The sequence below is a fragment of the Intrasporangium sp. Soil_C_50 genome (assembly GCF_057656595.1).
In genome coordinates, this window is record NZ_JBDGKB010000005.1 from 121,974 (window position 1) to 137,792 (window position 15,819).

General features: G+C 73.2%; 13 protein-coding genes. 4 read left to right on the top strand and 9 right to left on the bottom strand.

What is annotated here, in order from left to right:
• Nucleotides 1–19: 19 nt before the first annotated feature.
• The 4 genes from AC3A5R_RS13700 to AC3A5R_RS13715 form a co-directional block, all read right to left on the bottom strand.
• Entirely contained in the window at nucleotides 20–676 is a 657-nt protein-coding gene (locus AC3A5R_RS13700; protein ID WP_487621317.1) for an FMN-binding negative transcriptional regulator, read from the bottom strand.
• Between the two features lie 98 nt (nucleotides 677–774).
• Nucleotides 775–1,041, bottom strand: coding sequence for a hypothetical protein (locus AC3A5R_RS13705; RefSeq protein ID WP_487621318.1), 267 nt, complete (start codon nucleotides 1,039–1,041; stop codon nucleotides 775–777).
• A complete protein-coding gene (locus AC3A5R_RS13710; protein WP_487621319.1) occupies nucleotides 1,038–1,904 on the bottom strand; it encodes a DUF4097 family beta strand repeat-containing protein in 867 nt (288 codons plus the stop codon). The genes AC3A5R_RS13705 and AC3A5R_RS13710 overlap by 4 nt, the downstream gene beginning before the upstream one ends.
• 103 nt (nucleotides 1,905–2,007) lie before the next feature.
• Nucleotides 2,008–2,559: a toxin-antitoxin system HicB family antitoxin gene (locus tag AC3A5R_RS13715; RefSeq protein WP_487621320.1), complete on the bottom strand. Its 552-nt coding sequence runs from the start codon at nucleotides 2,557–2,559 to the stop codon at nucleotides 2,008–2,010.
• Between the two features lie 186 nt (nucleotides 2,560–2,745).
• Between AC3A5R_RS13715 and AC3A5R_RS13720 the strand changes: the two genes are divergently transcribed.
• Together AC3A5R_RS13720 and AC3A5R_RS13725 are read left to right on the top strand one after the other, a co-directional pair.
• A complete protein-coding gene (locus tag AC3A5R_RS13720) occupies nucleotides 2,746–4,062 on the top strand; it encodes an MBL fold metallo-hydrolase (RefSeq protein ID WP_487621321.1) in 1,317 nt (438 codons plus the stop codon).
• Nucleotides 4,063–4,111: 49 nt separating this feature from the next.
• Nucleotides 4,112–5,209, top strand: a complete 1,098-nt coding sequence (locus AC3A5R_RS13725; RefSeq protein WP_487621322.1) for an MBL fold metallo-hydrolase — start codon at nucleotides 4,112–4,114, stop codon at nucleotides 5,207–5,209.
• A gap of 4 nt (nucleotides 5,210–5,213) precedes the next feature.
• Here the strand turns inward: AC3A5R_RS13725 and AC3A5R_RS13730 are convergent, their stop codons facing one another.
• The 4 genes from AC3A5R_RS13730 to AC3A5R_RS13745 form a co-directional block, all read right to left on the bottom strand.
• A complete protein-coding gene (locus AC3A5R_RS13730; protein ID WP_487621323.1) occupies nucleotides 5,214–5,657 on the bottom strand; it encodes a GtrA family protein in 444 nt (147 codons plus the stop codon).
• Nucleotides 5,658–5,700: 43 nt separating this feature from the next.
• Nucleotides 5,701–7,830: an ArnT family glycosyltransferase gene (locus AC3A5R_RS13735; protein ID WP_487621324.1), complete on the bottom strand. Its 2,130-nt coding sequence runs from the start codon at nucleotides 7,828–7,830 to the stop codon at nucleotides 5,701–5,703.
• Nucleotides 7,831–8,019: 189 nt separating this feature from the next.
• A complete protein-coding gene (locus AC3A5R_RS13740) occupies nucleotides 8,020–9,774 on the bottom strand; it encodes a sensor histidine kinase (RefSeq protein WP_487621325.1) in 1,755 nt (584 codons plus the stop codon).
• A 10-nt stretch (nucleotides 9,775–9,784) separates the two neighbouring features.
• Nucleotides 9,785–10,522 (bottom strand): response regulator transcription factor, encoded by a 738-nt coding sequence (locus tag AC3A5R_RS13745; protein ID WP_487621326.1) that lies wholly within the window; start codon nucleotides 10,520–10,522, stop codon nucleotides 9,785–9,787.
• 159 nt (nucleotides 10,523–10,681) lie between these two features.
• Here AC3A5R_RS13745 and AC3A5R_RS13750 point away from each other — a divergent pair, with 159 nt between their 5' ends.
• The gene (locus tag AC3A5R_RS13750; protein WP_487621327.1) at nucleotides 10,682–11,407 is read left to right on the top strand and encodes a hypothetical protein; all 726 of its coding nucleotides are present in this window, start codon (nucleotides 10,682–10,684) and stop codon (nucleotides 11,405–11,407) included.
• A gap of 51 nt (nucleotides 11,408–11,458) precedes the next feature.
• On the opposite strand, the gene AC3A5R_RS13755 is transcribed toward AC3A5R_RS13750, so the two are convergent.
• Nucleotides 11,459–14,686 (bottom strand): response regulator, encoded by a 3,228-nt coding sequence (locus AC3A5R_RS13755; RefSeq protein ID WP_487621328.1) that lies wholly within the window; start codon nucleotides 14,684–14,686, stop codon nucleotides 11,459–11,461.
• A gap of 140 nt (nucleotides 14,687–14,826) precedes the next feature.
• Between AC3A5R_RS13755 and AC3A5R_RS13760 the strand changes: the two genes are divergently transcribed.
• Nucleotides 14,827–15,570, top strand: coding sequence for a VIT1/CCC1 transporter family protein (locus AC3A5R_RS13760; RefSeq protein WP_487621329.1), 744 nt, complete (start codon nucleotides 14,827–14,829; stop codon nucleotides 15,568–15,570).
• Nucleotides 15,571–15,819: the final 249 nt, after the last annotated feature.

The following is a 15,819-nucleotide window of genomic DNA, read 5'->3' on the forward strand; positions in this document are numbered from 1 at the left end:
GGTTGCGGCAGCGGCGTGGTCAGCGCTCGAGGGCCCGCTCCAGCTCGCCGGCCATGTCGTCGGCGACGGCGTGGGCGAGCCCGCCCGGCTCGTCACGCAGCCCGGCGACGACACCCTCGCGGTCGGCGTCGGACCGGTTCTGCGACAGCTTCGCCTTGCCTTCGACCTTCTCGACGACGAGCTCGATGCCGACGATGGCTCGCAGCTGGCCTCGCACGTAGGACGCCGGGGCGTCGGTGACGGCCCACGGCTGCGCCCGCCCCGCCTCGTGCCGCTGCGTCAGCCGGGTGACGACGTCGAGGACCCAGTCAGGGTCGTCGTGGACCGTGACCGCGCCGGAGAGGTGCACCTCGCTGTAGTTCCACGTCGGCACGACGCGACCGTGCTCGCGCTTGCTCGCGTACCAGCCCGGCGACACGTACGCGTCGGCTCCGGTGACGACGACGAGGCCCGGTGAGCCGGCGGCGATCCGGGCGCACTGCTCGTTGAAGCGGGCCAGGTGGCCGACGAGCCGCAGGCCCGCCGGTGCGTCAGGCGCGTCGTCGACGATGACCGGCAGCAGCGTCGCGTCGGGACGCCCGTCAGGCCCGACGGTGACGAGGTGGCCGGACGGGTGAGCGTCGAGGAAGCGGCGCAGCTCCTCGTCGGCCATGGCGTTGGCGCGGGGCACGTACATGGCTCGATCGTCGCACGCGGCCGGAAGGACGCCCCGAACACACCACCGCCCGCCCGAGGGGTGTCGGGCGGGCGGTCCGGGGAGGGGCGCAGGAGAGGTCAGGAGTGGCGGTGCGGTGCCCGCCGGGGCTTGGCGGTCCACGGCCGGGGTGCGGTGCGGTCGGCGTGGAGGGGCCGCACCGACTCGGCGTCGTGTCGGGCCTCCGGGTCGAGCCGCTCGGCGAGCCGGCGCAGCAGGAGTGCGGCGCGCACGTGGCGGGTGACGCGTCGGGGCGCGTGGTGCCGCGCGGCCGAGCGCTGGACGATGAGGTCGCGGGCGAGCGCCTCCTGCGGGCTCAGGGTCATGGCCCCGTTCACGGTGCTCATGCGAGGCTCACCGAGGCGCGCTTGACGTGGATGTCGCCGCTGCCCGAGTGGACCGTGAGGCTGGCCCGGGCCTCGGAGTCGCCGGGGGCGTCGGTCGACTCGAGGTCGACGTCGACGTCGCCGGTGACGCTGTTGAGGTCGAGGTAGGTGGCGACGCCGTGGGCGATGCCGATGGTGACGTCACCGGTACCGGTGCGGGCCTGGATCTGGCCGCCGTGGACGGCACCGAGGACGACGTCGCCCGTGCCGGTCATGAGCTCGAGGTCGCCCGTGCTCGCGTCGACGTGGAGGTCGCCGGAGCCGGTCTTGGCCTTGACCGGGGCGTCGGAGCGCCGCAGCGCGATGTCGCCACTGCCGGAGACGAGGTCGAGCCGGCCGCCGGCCGTGCCGATGGAGACGTCGCCCGAGCCGGTCTTGGCGTTGACGTCGCCGCGCGACGCCTGGAGGGTGAGGTCGCCCGAGCCGGACTTGAGGTGCGCCGAGGCCACCTCGTGGAAGGTCAGGTCGCCGGCACCGGTGCTGGCCCGGACGTCGCCGAGCAGGCCCGAGGCGGTGACGTCGCCGGCCCCGGTCTTGGCCTCGACCGTGCTGTCGGACGGCAGCTCGATCTCGACGTCGACGGAGCCCTTGCTGCCGAGGCCGAAGAAGCCCTCCTTCTTCGGGGCGATGACGACGACGTCGTTGCCGCGGGCCTCGACGGTGAACTTCTCGGCCATCTCGGCGCCGCTGCGGCCGCGCGGGATCAGCCGCACGACCGTGGTCGTGCCGGGCGTGACGGTGAGCGTCGCGTCGCCGACGAGCAGCTCGACCTTGAGGTTGATGGGACCCGTCGTATCGAAGCGGGTCTCGAGGGTGTCGCTCATGGTGGTTCCCCTTCGTGATGTCGTTCGGTAGCCGGTGGGCGGTGCGTGGGCGGTGTGTGGCAGGTCAGTGGGTCAAGCGGTTCGGCAGGTCCGGGTCAGCGGGTCAGCGGACCCAGCCCTGGACCCGCTTGTTCGAGGAGCGGTTGCGGCCCGGGGCGCCCGGGCCGAACTGGACGCCGGTCGGGCCGACGTTGACGCTGAAGCCGGGGTTCGTCGCGGCGCGGACGGCGTTGACGATCCACGTGTTGAGGGACTGCCCGCGCTGGCCCGCGAGCTCCTCGGCCCGGCCCTTGAGGGCCTCGGGCAGACGCAGCGTGATGCGCGAGGTCTCGGCGCCCTCGTCGTCGGCAGACAGCGTCGTCGTGTCGTCGGTGCGAACCGCCTGGGTGTCGTCGGCGGCCACGGCCGCGGGGCCGCCACCGACGACGACGAAGACGGGCTCGCGGCCCTGGAGGCGCACCTCCACCGACGTGCCGTCGAGCTCGTTGGTGATCTCGGCCGCAGCATGTGAGAGGGCGTCCATGAGGGCGAGCCGCGCCGAGGAGTCGAGGGCGTACCCGAGGCGTTCGGCGGCCTGCTCGAGCTCCGGACCCATCGCCCTGGCCGCCTGGGCGAGATCCCGACGCAGTGCGTCGACGTGCTCCGTGATGTCCATGTGCATCACTATGGCACCACTGTGGTGTCACGTCAACACCATGACGCCACCACATTGCGTCACGAGCGCGGGTCACGCACGGAGCAGCCTTGGAAACGGGTACGTCGGTGGCGTCGTCGGGACGCAGAATGGTCCCCGACCGCGGCTCCTCCCCTCGGGCCGTGGACCCCTCACGAAAGGGTGCCGATGCGCAGCCTCGCCACCTCCGAACACCCCACCGTCCGGGCGGTGTCGGCGTTCATCGGCACCGTGTCCTCCGGCGGACGCGCTCGGCAGTTCTCCCGGGTCATGCGGCGCATGGGAGCGGCCCCCGCGTCGATCGTGCCGCGGGTGCAGGGATCCCCGAACTTCCGCGACGGACGCTTCCAGTCGGCCGAGCCGTCGCTGCGCCCCCGCGTCAAGGCCCAGACGAGCGCCCTGCTCGCCGCGGTGCGGGTGCACAAGCGTGGGAGGCCCGTCGGCACGGTGCCGATCGTGCCCGCCGAGCACCCGGCCCAGGCGGGCGACCTCGCCGTCACCTGGTACGGCCACGCGACGAGCGTCCTCGAGGTCGACGGCGTGCGGTTCCTCGTCGACCCGGTCTTCGGCGAGCGCGTCTCGCCCGTCCTGCGCACCGGGCCCAAGCGGATGCACCCCGTGCCCGGGCAGATCGAGGACCTCCCGCCGATCGATGCCGTGCTGCTCAGCCACGACCACTACGACCACCTCGACGAGCCGTCCATCGCCCGGCTCGAGCGCAGCCACCGCCCGCGCTACATCGTCCCCCTCGGGGTCGATGCCCACCTGCTCGCCTGGGGCGTCGACGAGGACCGCGTCACCGCCCTCGACTGGCGGCAGTCCACCGACGTCGGCACCGTCCACGTCACGTGCACCGAGGCGCGGCACAACTCGGGCCGTGGGTTCATCGACTCCCAGACGCTGTGGGCCGGATGGGCCCTGCGCGGCCCGCGCCACTCGGCGTACTTCCCCGGCGACTCGGGAACCTCGAAGCGGTTCGCCGCCATCGGCGCCGACCTCGGGCCCTTCGACCTGACGCTGATGCCCGTCGGCGCCTACGACCCGTACTGGCCCGACATCCACATGGACCCCGAGCAGGCCGTGGCCGCCCACCGCGACGTCAACCGGATCGGCTCCGACGCCGACGGCATCACCGTCGACGCGGCGGGCGAGGCCGACGAGTTCCTGCCCGAGGAGCACCGTGTCGACACTCCCGGTGGCCGGTACGAGGAGGGTGTGGTCGCCTCGGACGGGCACCGCGTCCCGACGGCAGCGCGTCGCTCCGTGATGGTGCCGGTGCACTGGGCCACCTTCAACCTCGCCATGCACTGGTGGTCCGAGCCGGTGCGCCGCACCCGGGCGGCCGCGGCCGCTGCGGGCGTGCCCGTCGCCTGCCCACGCGTCGGCGAACGGGTCGACCTGACGATCGGGGAACCGGACGAGGTGGCCCGGAAGTTCAACGAACAGTGGTGGGAGGAGTGCGCGGCCCCCGAGGACCGCGACTGAGCCCCGCCGACCGACCAGCCGGTCCCCCGCGGACCCGAGAGGACACCCGGTGCAGCTGCCGATCCTGCGACGCATGGGCGCCACGACGACCACCGTCCGCGCCCGCGTCACCGCCTCCCCCAACTACCGCGACGGCAAGTTCCGGGCGCACGAGCCCGCCCACGTCGTCGCGACGCCGGAGGCCGAGGGGCCGGGCAGCCTGCTCGGCACGATGTGGCGCGAGCGGGGGCGCGGCCGCCCGGCCGGGCCCGTCCCCCTCGTGCGGCCGCAGCACCCCGCTCAGCCCGCCGAGCTCGCGGTCACCTGGTACGGCCACGCGACGTCGGTCGTCGAGATCGACGGCGCGCGCTTCCTCCTCGACCCGGTGTTCGGACAGCGGGCCTCGCCGTCCGGGGTCGTCGGGCCCAAGCGCCTGCACCCGGTGCCCGGCACCATCGCCGAGCTGCCGCCCCTCGACGCCGTCGTCATCAGCCACGACCACTACGACCACCTCGACGAGCCGTCGATCGTGACGCTCGAGCGCACCCACCGCCCGCACTACGTCGTGCCGCTCGGCGTCGACGAGCACCTGCGCGCCTGGGGCGTTCCCGCCGGGCGCATCACCTGCCTCGACTGGCGCGAGTCGACCGTCGTCGCCGGCGTCACGCTGACGTGCACCGAGGCCCGGCACTTCTCCGGGCGCGGCTTCGTCCGCGACCAGACGCTGTGGGCGGCGTGGTCGCTGCGCGGCCCCCGGCACGCCGTGTTCTTCGGCGGCGACTCCGGCCCGACGCACCGCTACGCCGACATCGGCACCGACCTCGGCCCGTTCGACCTGACGATCATCCCGGTCGGCGCGTACAGCGTGCACTGGCCCGACATCCACCTCGACCCCGAGCAGGCGATCTCCGCCCACCTCGACGTCAACCGCGGCGCCACCGAGGGGGTCATGCTGCCGATCCACTGGGCCACCTTCAACCTGGCCCACCACTGGTGGAGCGAGCCGATCCGGTGGGCCCGACGCGTCGCGGCCGACAAGGGCGTCCGCCTCGTGGCCCCGGTGGTCGGTGCGCGCGTCGACCTGTCGGGCGCCGACGTGGACGCGGCCGTGGCCGAGCACCAGGACCCCTGGTGGGAGCCGGTCGCCGGCCCCGAGGACCACGACTGACGGGTCAGGCGTCGAACGTGTCGGCCGGGGCCACCGGTCGGAAGATCCAGCGGCGCATGGCGACGAAGCGCGCCGCCGTGGACAGGACGTTGGCGACGGCCACGACGAGCGTCTGGACCGCGGTGCCGGCGTCGGGGGCCACGGCCCCGAGCACGGCCAGGGCCGCCGTCGTCGCGGCGTAGGTGATGCCGAAGACGACGAGGGCCTGGCCGTGGTGGGTGACGAGCCCCTGCCGCCCGGTGACCCCGAAGGTCCAGGCCCGGTTGAGCGCCGTGTTGAACAGCGTCGCGACGACGAGGGCCAGACCGTTCGCGAGGATCGACCCGACGCCGCTCCGCACCAGGGCCGCGAAGAGGCCGAGGTGCAGGGCGGTGGAGACGACGCCCACGCCCGCGAACCGGATCACCTGCTGCGAGAGGCGGACTCGCGGGGCGGACATGGTCGTCATGGTCACTCCTCCTGGTGCGGTCGTGCGGGTCGGCGGGTCGGTGTCACTGGACGGTGGTCGTGCCCGAGCCGGACGCCGAGGACATCGAGCCCGCCACCGGCTGGGTGAGGTCGTAGAACGTCGAGCCACCGATGGTGACGCTCGTGAAGTTCTGCTCGACCCACGACGCGATCTGGGAGGACGCGTTGCTGCCGCCATTCTGTCCACCGAAGCCGCCGCCCGAGGCGAAATAGTGGATTTGTCCGGCGGCCACGTACTGCTGGAACTGCGCGAGCGTCGGGCTCGGGTCGGACCCGTTGAACCCGCCGATCGCCATGACCGGCAGCTGCGTGCCGAGCTGGAGGCCGGCTGCGGTCTGCGAGCCGACGGCTGCGGCGACCCACGTGTACTTGTCCGCGTCGGCCGACAGCGCCGCGACCACGGCCGTGCTCGGCGTCGACGCGTCGAGCAGTCCGCCCATGCCGCCACCACCGCCAGGGCCACCCTGCGGAAGGCCCTGCTGCGTCGTGCCGTTGCCCTGGGTCGTGCCACCGGGCTGCTGCTGGCCACCGAACCGGCCCGGGCCGCCGAAGCCCCCGCCACCGCCCGGGCCGCCGCGGTTCGAGCCCGCGGGGCCGGCCGTGACGATCGAGCCGGTGTGGCCCTGGGCCGTCGTCGAGAGGGTGTAGGCCGCCGGTCCGGCGAGGCCCGCGACGAGTGCCCCGGCCAGGACGAACGGCACCGCCCTGACGTGCAGCCACTGCGTGGCGAGCAGGAGCAGCGCCGAGGCCATGCCGACCGCGAGGACCATGATGCGCAGCCAGTCGCCGTAGGCCGTCGTACCGGACAGCAGGATGAAGCTCCACACCGACGCCGCGGCGACGGCCACCGCGAGGGCGACGGTGCCGATGGCGCGTCGACGGTGCTCCCACGCCTCGACGGCACCCATGCCGACGAGCGCCCCGATCGCCGGGGCGAGGGCCACGGTGTAGTACTCGTGGAAGATGCCGGCCATGAAGCTGAAGACGAGCATCGTCACGACGAGCCAACCACCCCAGACGAGGTAGGCCGCGCGACGCAGGTCGGTGCGCGGGCGCCGCCCGCGGAGGTAGAGCCCGACGCCGAGCAGGACGAGCGCGCTCGGGATGAGCCAGGAGACCTGGTCGCCGACGCTGCTGGAGAACATCCGGAAGAGGCCGGTCGAACCCCACATGGCGCCGCCGGTCGCGCCACCGCCCCCGCCGCCGACCGAGCCGGTCTCGTTGCCGCTGAGGCGGCCCAGGCCGTTGTAGCCGAAGGTCAGCTCGAGGAAGGAGTTGTTCTGGCTGCCGCCGATGTAGGGGCGGGCCGACGCCGGGATGAGCTCGACGATCGCGACCCACCAGCCGGCCGACAGCACCATCGCACCGACTGCCATGAGGGAGTGGATGATTCGCTTGCGCAGGGTCGTCGGGGCCGCGATGAGGTAGGCGAGCCCGAAGAACGGCACGACGAGCAGCACCTGGAGCGTCTTGGTGAGGAAGCCGAGGCCGATGAAGACGCCGACGATCATCATCCACTTCGGCGAGGCCTGCGCGATGGCCTTCATCGTCGCCCACGCACCGAGCGCCATGAGCAGCGTCAGGAGCGCGTCGGGGTTGTTGAAGGTGAACATCAGCGCCGCGACGGGTGTCAGCGCGACGACGCCGCCGGCGATGAGGCCGGCGGCCGCACCGAAGTGCTTCTTGACGGTCGTGTGCACGACGCCGACGGTCGCGACGCCCATGAGCGCCTGCGGGATGAGGATGGCGAACGAGCTGAGCCCGAGCACCCGCACGGACAGCGCCATGATCCACAGCGAGGCAGGCGGCTTGTCGACGGTGATTGAGCTCGCGGCGTCGGAGCTGCCGAAGAAGAACGCCTTCCAGCTCGCGCTGCCGGCCTGGACCGCGGCGGAGTAGAAGGAGTTGGCGTAGCCGCTCGCCGTGAGGTTCCACGTGTACAGCACGAGGGTCACGAGGAGCAGGCCGAGCAGGGCGGGGCGCGCCCAGCTCGGGTCGGAGTCGGCACCGCGCCAGAGGCGGTGCAGCCGGTGCGTGCCACGGCCCGCACCGGCGGGCGGCGGGGCGTCGGTGGGCCGGCGCCCCGGCTGCCCGGTGGTCTCCGGGGCCGCGGGGGCCGAGGAGCCCGGTGAGGTGAGGGTCATGGTGTCCATGGCTCAACGGTCGAGCCGGTCGCTGTGCCGTTCCTATGACATGACTTTGGCGTGCTGATGAGTGGATTGCCCCTTCCTCCCGTACGTCGAGTGAGCACGAAACACCACGAGCCCCACCCGTCGTGTGACGGGTGGGGCTGCGTGCTCACTCGATGGAAGAGAGGGGGACCCGGGGGCGTCAGCGGGTACTCAGGCGGCGGGGAGCATGAGCGAGAAGGTCGTGTCGCCGGGGCGGCTGTCCATCTCGACGCGCCCGCCGTGGGCCTTGCTCACGGCCGCGACGATCGACAGGCCGAGACCGGTGCTGCCGCCGGCTCGGTTGCGGGCGTCGTCGCCGCGGGCGAAGCGCTCGAACACGTTGGGCTGCAGGGAGTTCGGGATGCCCGGACCGTCGTCGTGCACGGCCACGCGGACCCAGTCACCCTCCGGGTGCACCGACGTCGTGACGCGGGTGCCCTCCGGCGTGTGCGTGCGGGCGTTGGCGAGCAGGTTCGCGACCACCTGGTGCAGCCGTGCGGCGTCGCCCCGCACCTCGACCGGCTCGGGGGGCAGGTCGAGGTCCCAGCGGTGCTCGGGCGCGGCGGCGTGGGCGTCGCTGACGGCGTTGATGACGAGCATCGACATGTCGACCGGGGCGTTGTCGAGGGGGCGTCCGGCGTCGAGACGCGCGAGCAGGAGCAGGTCCTCGACGAGCGAGCTCATCCGGTTGGCCTCGGACTCGATGCGGCCCATCGCGTGGGTCACCGACGTGGGCACCGGGTTGGGCTCGCGCCGGGAGATCTCGGCGTAGCCCTTGATGGAGGCCAGCGGGGTGCGCAGCTCGTGCGAGGCGTCGGCGACGAACTGGCGCACCCGCTGCTCGCTCTGGTGGCGGGCGTTGAGGGCCTCGTCGACGTGGTCGAGCATCTCGTTGAAGGCCGCGCCGACCTGGCCGACCTCGGTGCGGGTGTCGGTGTCGGCAGGATCGACGCGCTCGGCGAGAGCCACCTTGCCCGACCGCAGCGGCATCCGCGAGACCTTCGTGGCCGTCGCAGCGAGCCGGCTCAGCGGCTCGAGGTTGCGTCGCACCAGCCACGTGCCGAGCACGGCGACGAGGATGATGCCGGCGCCGAGGGTCATGACGGCGACGAGCACCATCTGCTGGATCGTCCTCTGCTGCTGTGAGATCGGCAGCCCGACGACATACGTGCCATTGGTGATCGAGAAGCTCCCCGGCTGACGGTTGATGTAGGACCCGGCCCCGGAGATCAGCCGGTACGGGCCCAGGCCGTCGATGGTGAGGCTGCTCGGCTGGGAACCGAGTCCGGCGCCGAGCAGGCGGTCCAGCTGGGCGCTGGTCAGGTTGACGCGCTGGTGCCCGGGGGCCGAGGCGGTGCCGGCGGCCGACGGGAAGTCCCTGGTGGGCGTCGTGGGGAAGAAGGCGACGAGGCCCTCGTCGCCCGGACCGCGCGGGCCGCCGTCGTCACCACTGAGGTCGTTCGAGGGTCGGGGCGCCGACATCTGCGCCACCGACGAGCGCAGCTGGTCATCGACCTGGCTCGTCAGCTGGCGGCTCAGGGCGACGACGGTGAAGGCTCCCGTGGCGACCCCGATGACCGTGAAGAGGACGAGCATCGACGCGACGAGCTTGGCGCGCAGCGTCCACGTGGACAGCGGCCGGACACGAGTACGGGCCTGGGTGAGTCGCTCGCGCAGCGTCGGCGTCGGCTCGCGGGAGGCCTGCTCGGACTCGTCCGCGGCCGACGCGTGCGGCCCGGCCGGCAGGACGACGCGCGGGTCGCCGAACAGCGCACGCGCATCACGCCCGGTCTCGGGATCCTCCGGTTCGTCGGAGAAGTCGACGCCCGGCGCGTCCAGGCCGGGCATCGGGCCCGGGACCGCCTCGGGCAGGTCGGCACGGGTCGCCGGTACCTCGACGGGCACCTCTGTCGTGATGTCGTCCAACGGCGCGGCCTCAGGCCGCCGGCTTGAGGACATACCCGGCCCCCCGCATCGTGTGGATCATCGGCTCGCGGCCGGCGTCGATCTTCTTGCGCAGGTAGGAGATGTAGAGCTCGACGACGTTGGCCTGGCCGCCGAAGTCGTAGTTCCACACCCGGTCGAGGATCTGCGCCTTGGACAGGACGCGGCGCGGGTTGCGCATGAGGTAGCGCAGCAGCTCGAACTCGGTGGCGGTCAGGTGGATCTCCTCGCCGCCGCGGGTCACCTCGTGGCTGTCCTCGTCGAGGGTGAGGTCACCGACGACGAGCACCGAGTCGGACGCCGAGACCGCCACGGTGGTGCGCCGCATCAGGGCGCGGACGCGGGCCACGACCTCCTCGAGCGAGAAGGGCTTGGTGACGTAGTCGTCACCGCCGGCGGTGAGGCCCGAGACGCGGTCCTCGACGGCGTCCTTGGCGGTGAGGAAGAGAACCGGCACGTTGGGGTTGTCGCCGCGCATCCGTCGCAGCACCTCCATGCCGTCGAAGTCGGGCAGCATCATGTCGAGGACGACGGCGTCGGGGTCGAACTCGCGGGCGGCGCGGACCGCCTCCATGCCGGTGCCGGCCGAGCGCACCTCCCAGCCCTCGTAGCGAAGGGCCATGCCGAGCAGCTCGGTGAGGTTGGCCTCGTCGTCGACGACGAGGACGCGCACCGGCGAGCCATCGAGTCGCTGGAGTCGGGCTGCGGCCGGCTTGGTCTTCTCGCTCATGTCATCCAGTGAAACCCCGGGGACTGTGCGACCGCCAGTACCTTCCTGTGCGATTCCTGTGGAGTCCCGGTGCGCGGGTCGGTCCGCGTCGGCCAAGTCACGGCACGCCGACGGCTGTCGCACAGCACCTGCACAGCCTGCGGCCCGACCGTTCTGGCCATGAGCACCGATGCCACGACGCCGGTCCCGGTCGCCCCGGGGCGTTCGGCCCTGCCCCAGTTCGACGCGACCCGAGAGGTCCCGACCGCCGACGTGACGCGTGAGATCCCCACGTCCGGGGCCGCCGACACGGCGGCGCTGCCCGTCGCGTCCGCGACGCCGTCCCCCATCGCCCCACCGCAGGTGCCGTACTCCTACGCGACGCCGGACCCGGCGCCCGACGACCGGACCGGTGCTGCGGAACCCGTGCCCGCCGGGCCGGAGGGGACGCCGGTGGTCCCTGTGGCGCCGGCCGGCGACGGACCGCGCTGGAGCGCGAAGAAGACCGCGGTCACCGCGGGCCTGGCCATCGTGCTCGCCTCGGTCGGGGCCATCGGCGCTGCCGCCGCGATGCCGGCCGGCTCGACCGGTGGCGACACCGGCCGCTTCGGGCGCGGCTTCGGGCCCGGCGGCCAGGGCGGCCAGAACGGGTTCACGCCGTTCGGTCGCGGCAACCAGGGCTTCGGCAACCAGAACGGGCAGGGCAACCTGCAGAACCAGCTGCCGGGTCTGGGCAACCAGAACGGCCAGCAGGGCGGGCAGGGCCTGAACAACCAAGGCAGCCAGCTGCCGAACCTCGGCGGCATCGACCCGAACCAGCTGAGCCAGCTGGACCCGCAGGACCTGCTCAAGCAGCTGAACCAGCTGACCGGCGGCGACGACGGCTCGTCCGGCAGCACGACCTGAGCCGAGCCGGCTCACCACCTGGGCCCGGTCGGCCGAATCGGCCGGTCGGGCTCAGCCGGCGCGGAGCCGGTCGGCGTAGCGCTCGAGCGCGCTGGTGGCCCTCTCGACGTCGTCCTCCAGACGCGCCACGAGGTCGGCGCCGGCGACGTGCCCGTCCCGGCCGAGGTCCTCGATGGTGCGGCACGTGTCGGCCAGGGCCGCCGCCCCGAGGTTCGACGCAGTCCCCCTGAGCCCGTGGGCGATCCGCTGCTGCTCCTCGGCGTCGCCCTCCCGGGTGGCGCCGCGCAGCTCGACCACCTTCTCGCGGGCTCCCTCGCCGAACCGGGCGATGAAGCGCAGCAGGAGCTCGGTGTCCTCGGGGTCGATGCCGCCGAGCTCCTCGAGGCGCTGGTGATCGATGACGTCGACGACCGCGGGCGCACCCGAGCCCGCCGCGACCGGCATCGCCGCCCGGACGTGGTTCGGTCGGCGCCGGGCCACGCGTGACCCGGTCCAGCGCTGGAGCGTCGTGCCGAGCAGCGCGACGTCGATCGGCTTGGTGAGGAAGTCGTCCATGCCGGCCTGGAGGCAGCGCTCTCGCTCGCCGGCGATGGCGGCCGCGGTCATGGCGATGACCGGCAGCCGGGTGCCGGGCGGCTCCTGCCCGCGGATGCGGCGGGTGGCCTCGTAGCCGTCCATCTGCGGCATCTGGCAGTCCATGAGGACGGCGACGAAGTCGCGGGCGCGCCGGCGGTGCAGGTCGACGGCCTCGACGCCGTTGACGGCGAGCACGACGTCGTAGCCGAGGCTCTCCAGGACCCCCTGCGCCACGAGCTGGTTGATCTCGTTGTCCTCGACGACGAGGACCGTGCCGTTGTTCGTGGCCGGGGTGGCGGCGTCACGCTGGCGCTGGTCGGGCCGCGGGTCGTCGGACAGGTGGGCCCCGGCGACGTTGACCATGGCGTCGAAGAGCGCGGAGGGCATGACCGGGGAGGTGAGCCCCGCCTCGATGCCGGCGGCGCGCAGCGTGTCGGGGTCAGGGGGCGTCGGGGTGTCGGTGACGAGCAGGATCCGGCCGTCGGTGAAGTTGCGGTCCGAGCGGATCATCGAGGCGATCTGCAGTCCGCCGGTGCCGGGCCCGGGGTCGTCGCACACGACGACGTCGAACGGCGCCCCGGAGCGGTCGGCGCGGTGCATCTCGACGATGCCCTCGACCCCGGAGGACGCCGACCGCACGTCGACCTGCCACGCGCCGAGCTGGTCCTCGATGCGCTGGCGGTGCCCGGCGTCGCGGCCGATGACGAGGACGCGCAGCGACGACACGGCCGCCACCTGCGCCTCGGGCCGGCCGACGGAGCGGGACGACGCACCGGCGAAGCAAGCCGTGAACCAGAACGTGCTGCCCTCGCCCGGCACGCTCTCGACGCCGATGTCGCCACCGAAGGCCGCGACGATCTGGCGCGAGATGGCCAGGCCCAGGCCGGTGCCGCCGTACTGGCGTGTCGTCGAGGAGTCGCCCTGGGTGAAGGACTCGAAGAGCCGGTCGCGCACCTCGGGCGTGATGCCGGAGCCGGTGTCGCGCACCTCGACGCGCAGGACCGGGCCACCGACCTCGACGCGCTCGAGCGACATCCGCACGTCGACGCGTCCGTTGTCGGTGAACTTCACGGCGTTGGTCGTGAGGTTGGCGACGACCTGGCCGAAGCGGACCGGGTCGCCGGACACCATGAACGGCACCTCGCCGCCGTGCGCGACGGTCAGCTCGAGGCCCTTGGCCCGGGCGCGCTCGGCGACGAGCATGGCGCTCCGGTCGAGCACCGCCGCCGGGTCGAAGTCGACCGACTCGAGCTCGAGGCGGCCGGCCTCGATCTTGGACAGGTCGAGGATGTCGTTGACGAGCTCGAGGAGCACGTGCCCGGCCTGGTCGATGCCGTCGGAGAGGCGACGCTGGTGCGGCGTGAGGTCGGACCGGGCGAGCAGCTCGGACAGCCCGATGACGCCGTTGAGCGGGGTCCGGATCTCGTGGCTCATCGTCGCGAGGAACTCCGACTTGGCCCGCGAGGCCTTCATCGCCTCGTCGCGGGCCTGCGCGAGCCGCTCGGCGGTCCACTCCCGCTCGGCGACCCGCTCGAAGAGCGCCGTGATCTGCCGGATCGTCGTGGCGTCGTCGGCGACGGGCGGCGTCGGGGCCCGCGTGTCGAGCACGACGACACAGGCGACGCGGTTCTCGGCGAGGACGGGGATGCCGGCCACGTAGGTGCCGGTGCGGGCCAGCTCGAGGCGGGTCTCGCGGGCGTTGACGGCGCGGTTGGCCAGCTCGAGGCCCTCGTGCTGCGGCACGGCGCTCGGCTCGACGCCGCGGGGCGGCGGCACGATGCCGCCGACGTGCCCTTCGGCGTCGACGACCGCGGCGAGCACGGGCCGCCAGGTCGTGTGCGCGGCCACCTCGGCGAGGATCGCCGGCAGCGCCTCGGTGAGGGTTGCCGACTCGTTGGCGGCCGTGGCCATCGCGGTGATGAGCGCGAGCGCCTGCTCGGCGTCCTTCTTCTCGGTGATGTCCTGGGTCGTGCCGCCCATCCGCACGACGGTGCCGTCGGCGTCGCGGCTGACGATGCCGCGCCCGCGCACCCAGATGCTGTCGCCCCGGCCGCGCACGACACGCGCGTCGAACTCCCACGTGTCGCCCTCGGCGAGGGCGCGCTGGATCGTGTCGGCGACGTGCGCCCGGTCGTCGGGGTGGATGACGGCGAGGAAGTCCTCGTACGTCGGGGCCGGCCCGGCGGGGTCCATGCCGTAGATGCGGAACATCTCCTCCGACCACGTGACGGAGTCCGAGCCGACCTCCCAGCCCCAGCTGCCGAGCATGGCGATGGACTGGGCCTCGGCGAGCAGGTCGACGAGCTCGCGCTGGCGGCTGTGCTCGCTGACGCGGTGCAACCAGCCGCGGCACACGCCGTCGTCGTCGAGCAGCGGGGTGTGCGACACGAGGGCCCAGAACCGGTTGCCCTGCTTGTCGAGCAGGCTGCACTCGATGTTGTCGCCGCGCCCGTCGCCCGTGCCCGACCGGAGCTCGGCCAGGTGCGCCCGGAACTGCTCCTGGCCGACGGCGTCGACCGCGTCGAGGACGCTGAAGCCGACCATTTCCTCGACGGTGCGACCGAGCATGGCCGCCATCCGCGGATTCGCGTAGGTGGTGCGCCCCTCGCCGTCGAACAGCCAGAGGCCGTCCGGCGACGCAGCGGTGATCCACCTGGCGAGGTCGCCGGCGGCGGCGTCTCCCAGGCCCGGAATGTCCGACATGGTGCGAATCCTCCCCCATCGCCCGGTGTCGTACCGGGCAGTTCGCGAATTCCGTCCCAGTCTGCTCCGGTCTCCGCGCAGAGGAAAGGCGAGGCTCGCCTACGGTGACAGGCCCGCGACACGGTGCGACGATCGGGCCCATGAGCCAGCCGGAGCACCCCGAGCCCCTCGCCGACAACGGGCACGACCGCGAGGAGCCGCACGACGACAGCGTCGGGGCCCGCCTCAACTGGCTGCGGGCCGGCGTCCTCGGCGCCAACGACGGCATCGTCTCCACGGCCGGCGTCGTCGTCGGGGTCGCGGGCGCGACGACGAGCCGCACGGCGATCATCGTCGCCGGCATCGCCGCCCTGTCCGCCGGTGCGCTGTCGATGGCGGCCGGCGAGTACGTGTCGGTCAGCACCCAGCGCGACACCGAGCGGGCGCTCATCGCCCTCGAGCGGCGCGAGCTGCACGAGGACCCCCACGGCGAGCTCGAGGAGCTGACGCAGCTCTACGAGGCCAAGGGCATCAGCCGCCCGCTCGCCGAGCAGGTGGCCCGCGAGCTGACCGACCACGACGCCCTCACGGCGCACGCCGAGGCCGAGCTCGGCATCGACCCCTCGGCCCTGACCAACCCGTGGCACGCCGCGGGCGCCTCGATGCTGGCCTTCTTCGTCGGCGCCCTCCTGCCGCTGCTGACGATCTCGTTCAGCCCCGAGGCCGCCCGTCTCTGGGTCACGGTGGCCAGCGTCGCGGCGGCCCTCGCCGTCACCGGCTGGGTCAGCGCCCGCATGGGCGGCGCCGACGTCGGCCGCGCGGTGGCCCGCAACGTCGCCGGCGGCCTCGTGGCGATGGGCGTCACCTACGCGATCGGGGCCCTCGTCGGCGTCAAGGTCGGCTGACGCGTCCGTATTGTCCCGTCGACGACGCGTCGCGCCCCGCGGCGTTGTACAGTCGAGGGGTCCCCGCGCCGATGAGGCGCGGCCCGACCCGCCGACTCCCGCCTCCGACGGGCTCCGGCTCGGGCCCACCGGGACGTCACCGGGGCCGCGTGAGTGCGCGTCCCCGCACTCGAGTCGAGGCCGTCACGGCCGGCGGGTCGCACCGTTCGGGTCGTTGCGGCATCGCCCCGGCATCGTCAGGTCGTCGTC

Bases quoted from the DNA above. Each gene is read 5' to 3' on its own strand.
- AC3A5R_RS13720 (WP_487621321.1), top strand. From the start codon at position 2,746: ATGCGCAGCCTCGCCACCTCCGAACACCCCACCGTCCGGGCGGTGTCG.
- AC3A5R_RS13730 (WP_487621323.1), bottom strand. From the start codon at position 5,657: ATGACGACCATGTCCGCCCCGCGAGTCCGCCTCTCGCAGCAGGTGATC.
- AC3A5R_RS13735 (WP_487621324.1), bottom strand. From the start codon at position 7,830: ATGGACACCATGACCCTCACCTCACCGGGCTCCTCGGCCCCCGCGGCC.
- AC3A5R_RS13705 (WP_487621318.1), bottom strand. From the start codon at position 1,041: ATGAGCACCGTGAACGGGGCCATGACCCTGAGCCCGCAGGAGGCGCTC.
- AC3A5R_RS13700 (WP_487621317.1), bottom strand. From the start codon at position 676: ATGTACGTGCCCCGCGCCAACGCCATGGCCGACGAGGAGCTGCGCCGC.
- AC3A5R_RS13760 (WP_487621329.1), top strand. From the start codon at position 14,827: ATGAGCCAGCCGGAGCACCCCGAGCCCCTCGCCGACAACGGGCACGAC.
- AC3A5R_RS13755 (WP_487621328.1), bottom strand. From the start codon at position 14,686: ATGTCGGACATTCCGGGCCTGGGAGACGCCGCCGCCGGCGACCTCGCC.
- AC3A5R_RS13710 (WP_487621319.1), bottom strand. From the start codon at position 1,904: ATGAGCGACACCCTCGAGACCCGCTTCGATACGACGGGTCCCATCAAC.
- AC3A5R_RS13715 (WP_487621320.1), bottom strand. From the start codon at position 2,559: ATGGACATCACGGAGCACGTCGACGCACTGCGTCGGGATCTCGCCCAG.
- AC3A5R_RS13745 (WP_487621326.1), bottom strand. From the start codon at position 10,522: ATGAGCGAGAAGACCAAGCCGGCCGCAGCCCGACTCCAGCGACTCGAT.
- AC3A5R_RS13750 (WP_487621327.1), top strand. From the start codon at position 10,682: ATGAGCACCGATGCCACGACGCCGGTCCCGGTCGCCCCGGGGCGTTCG.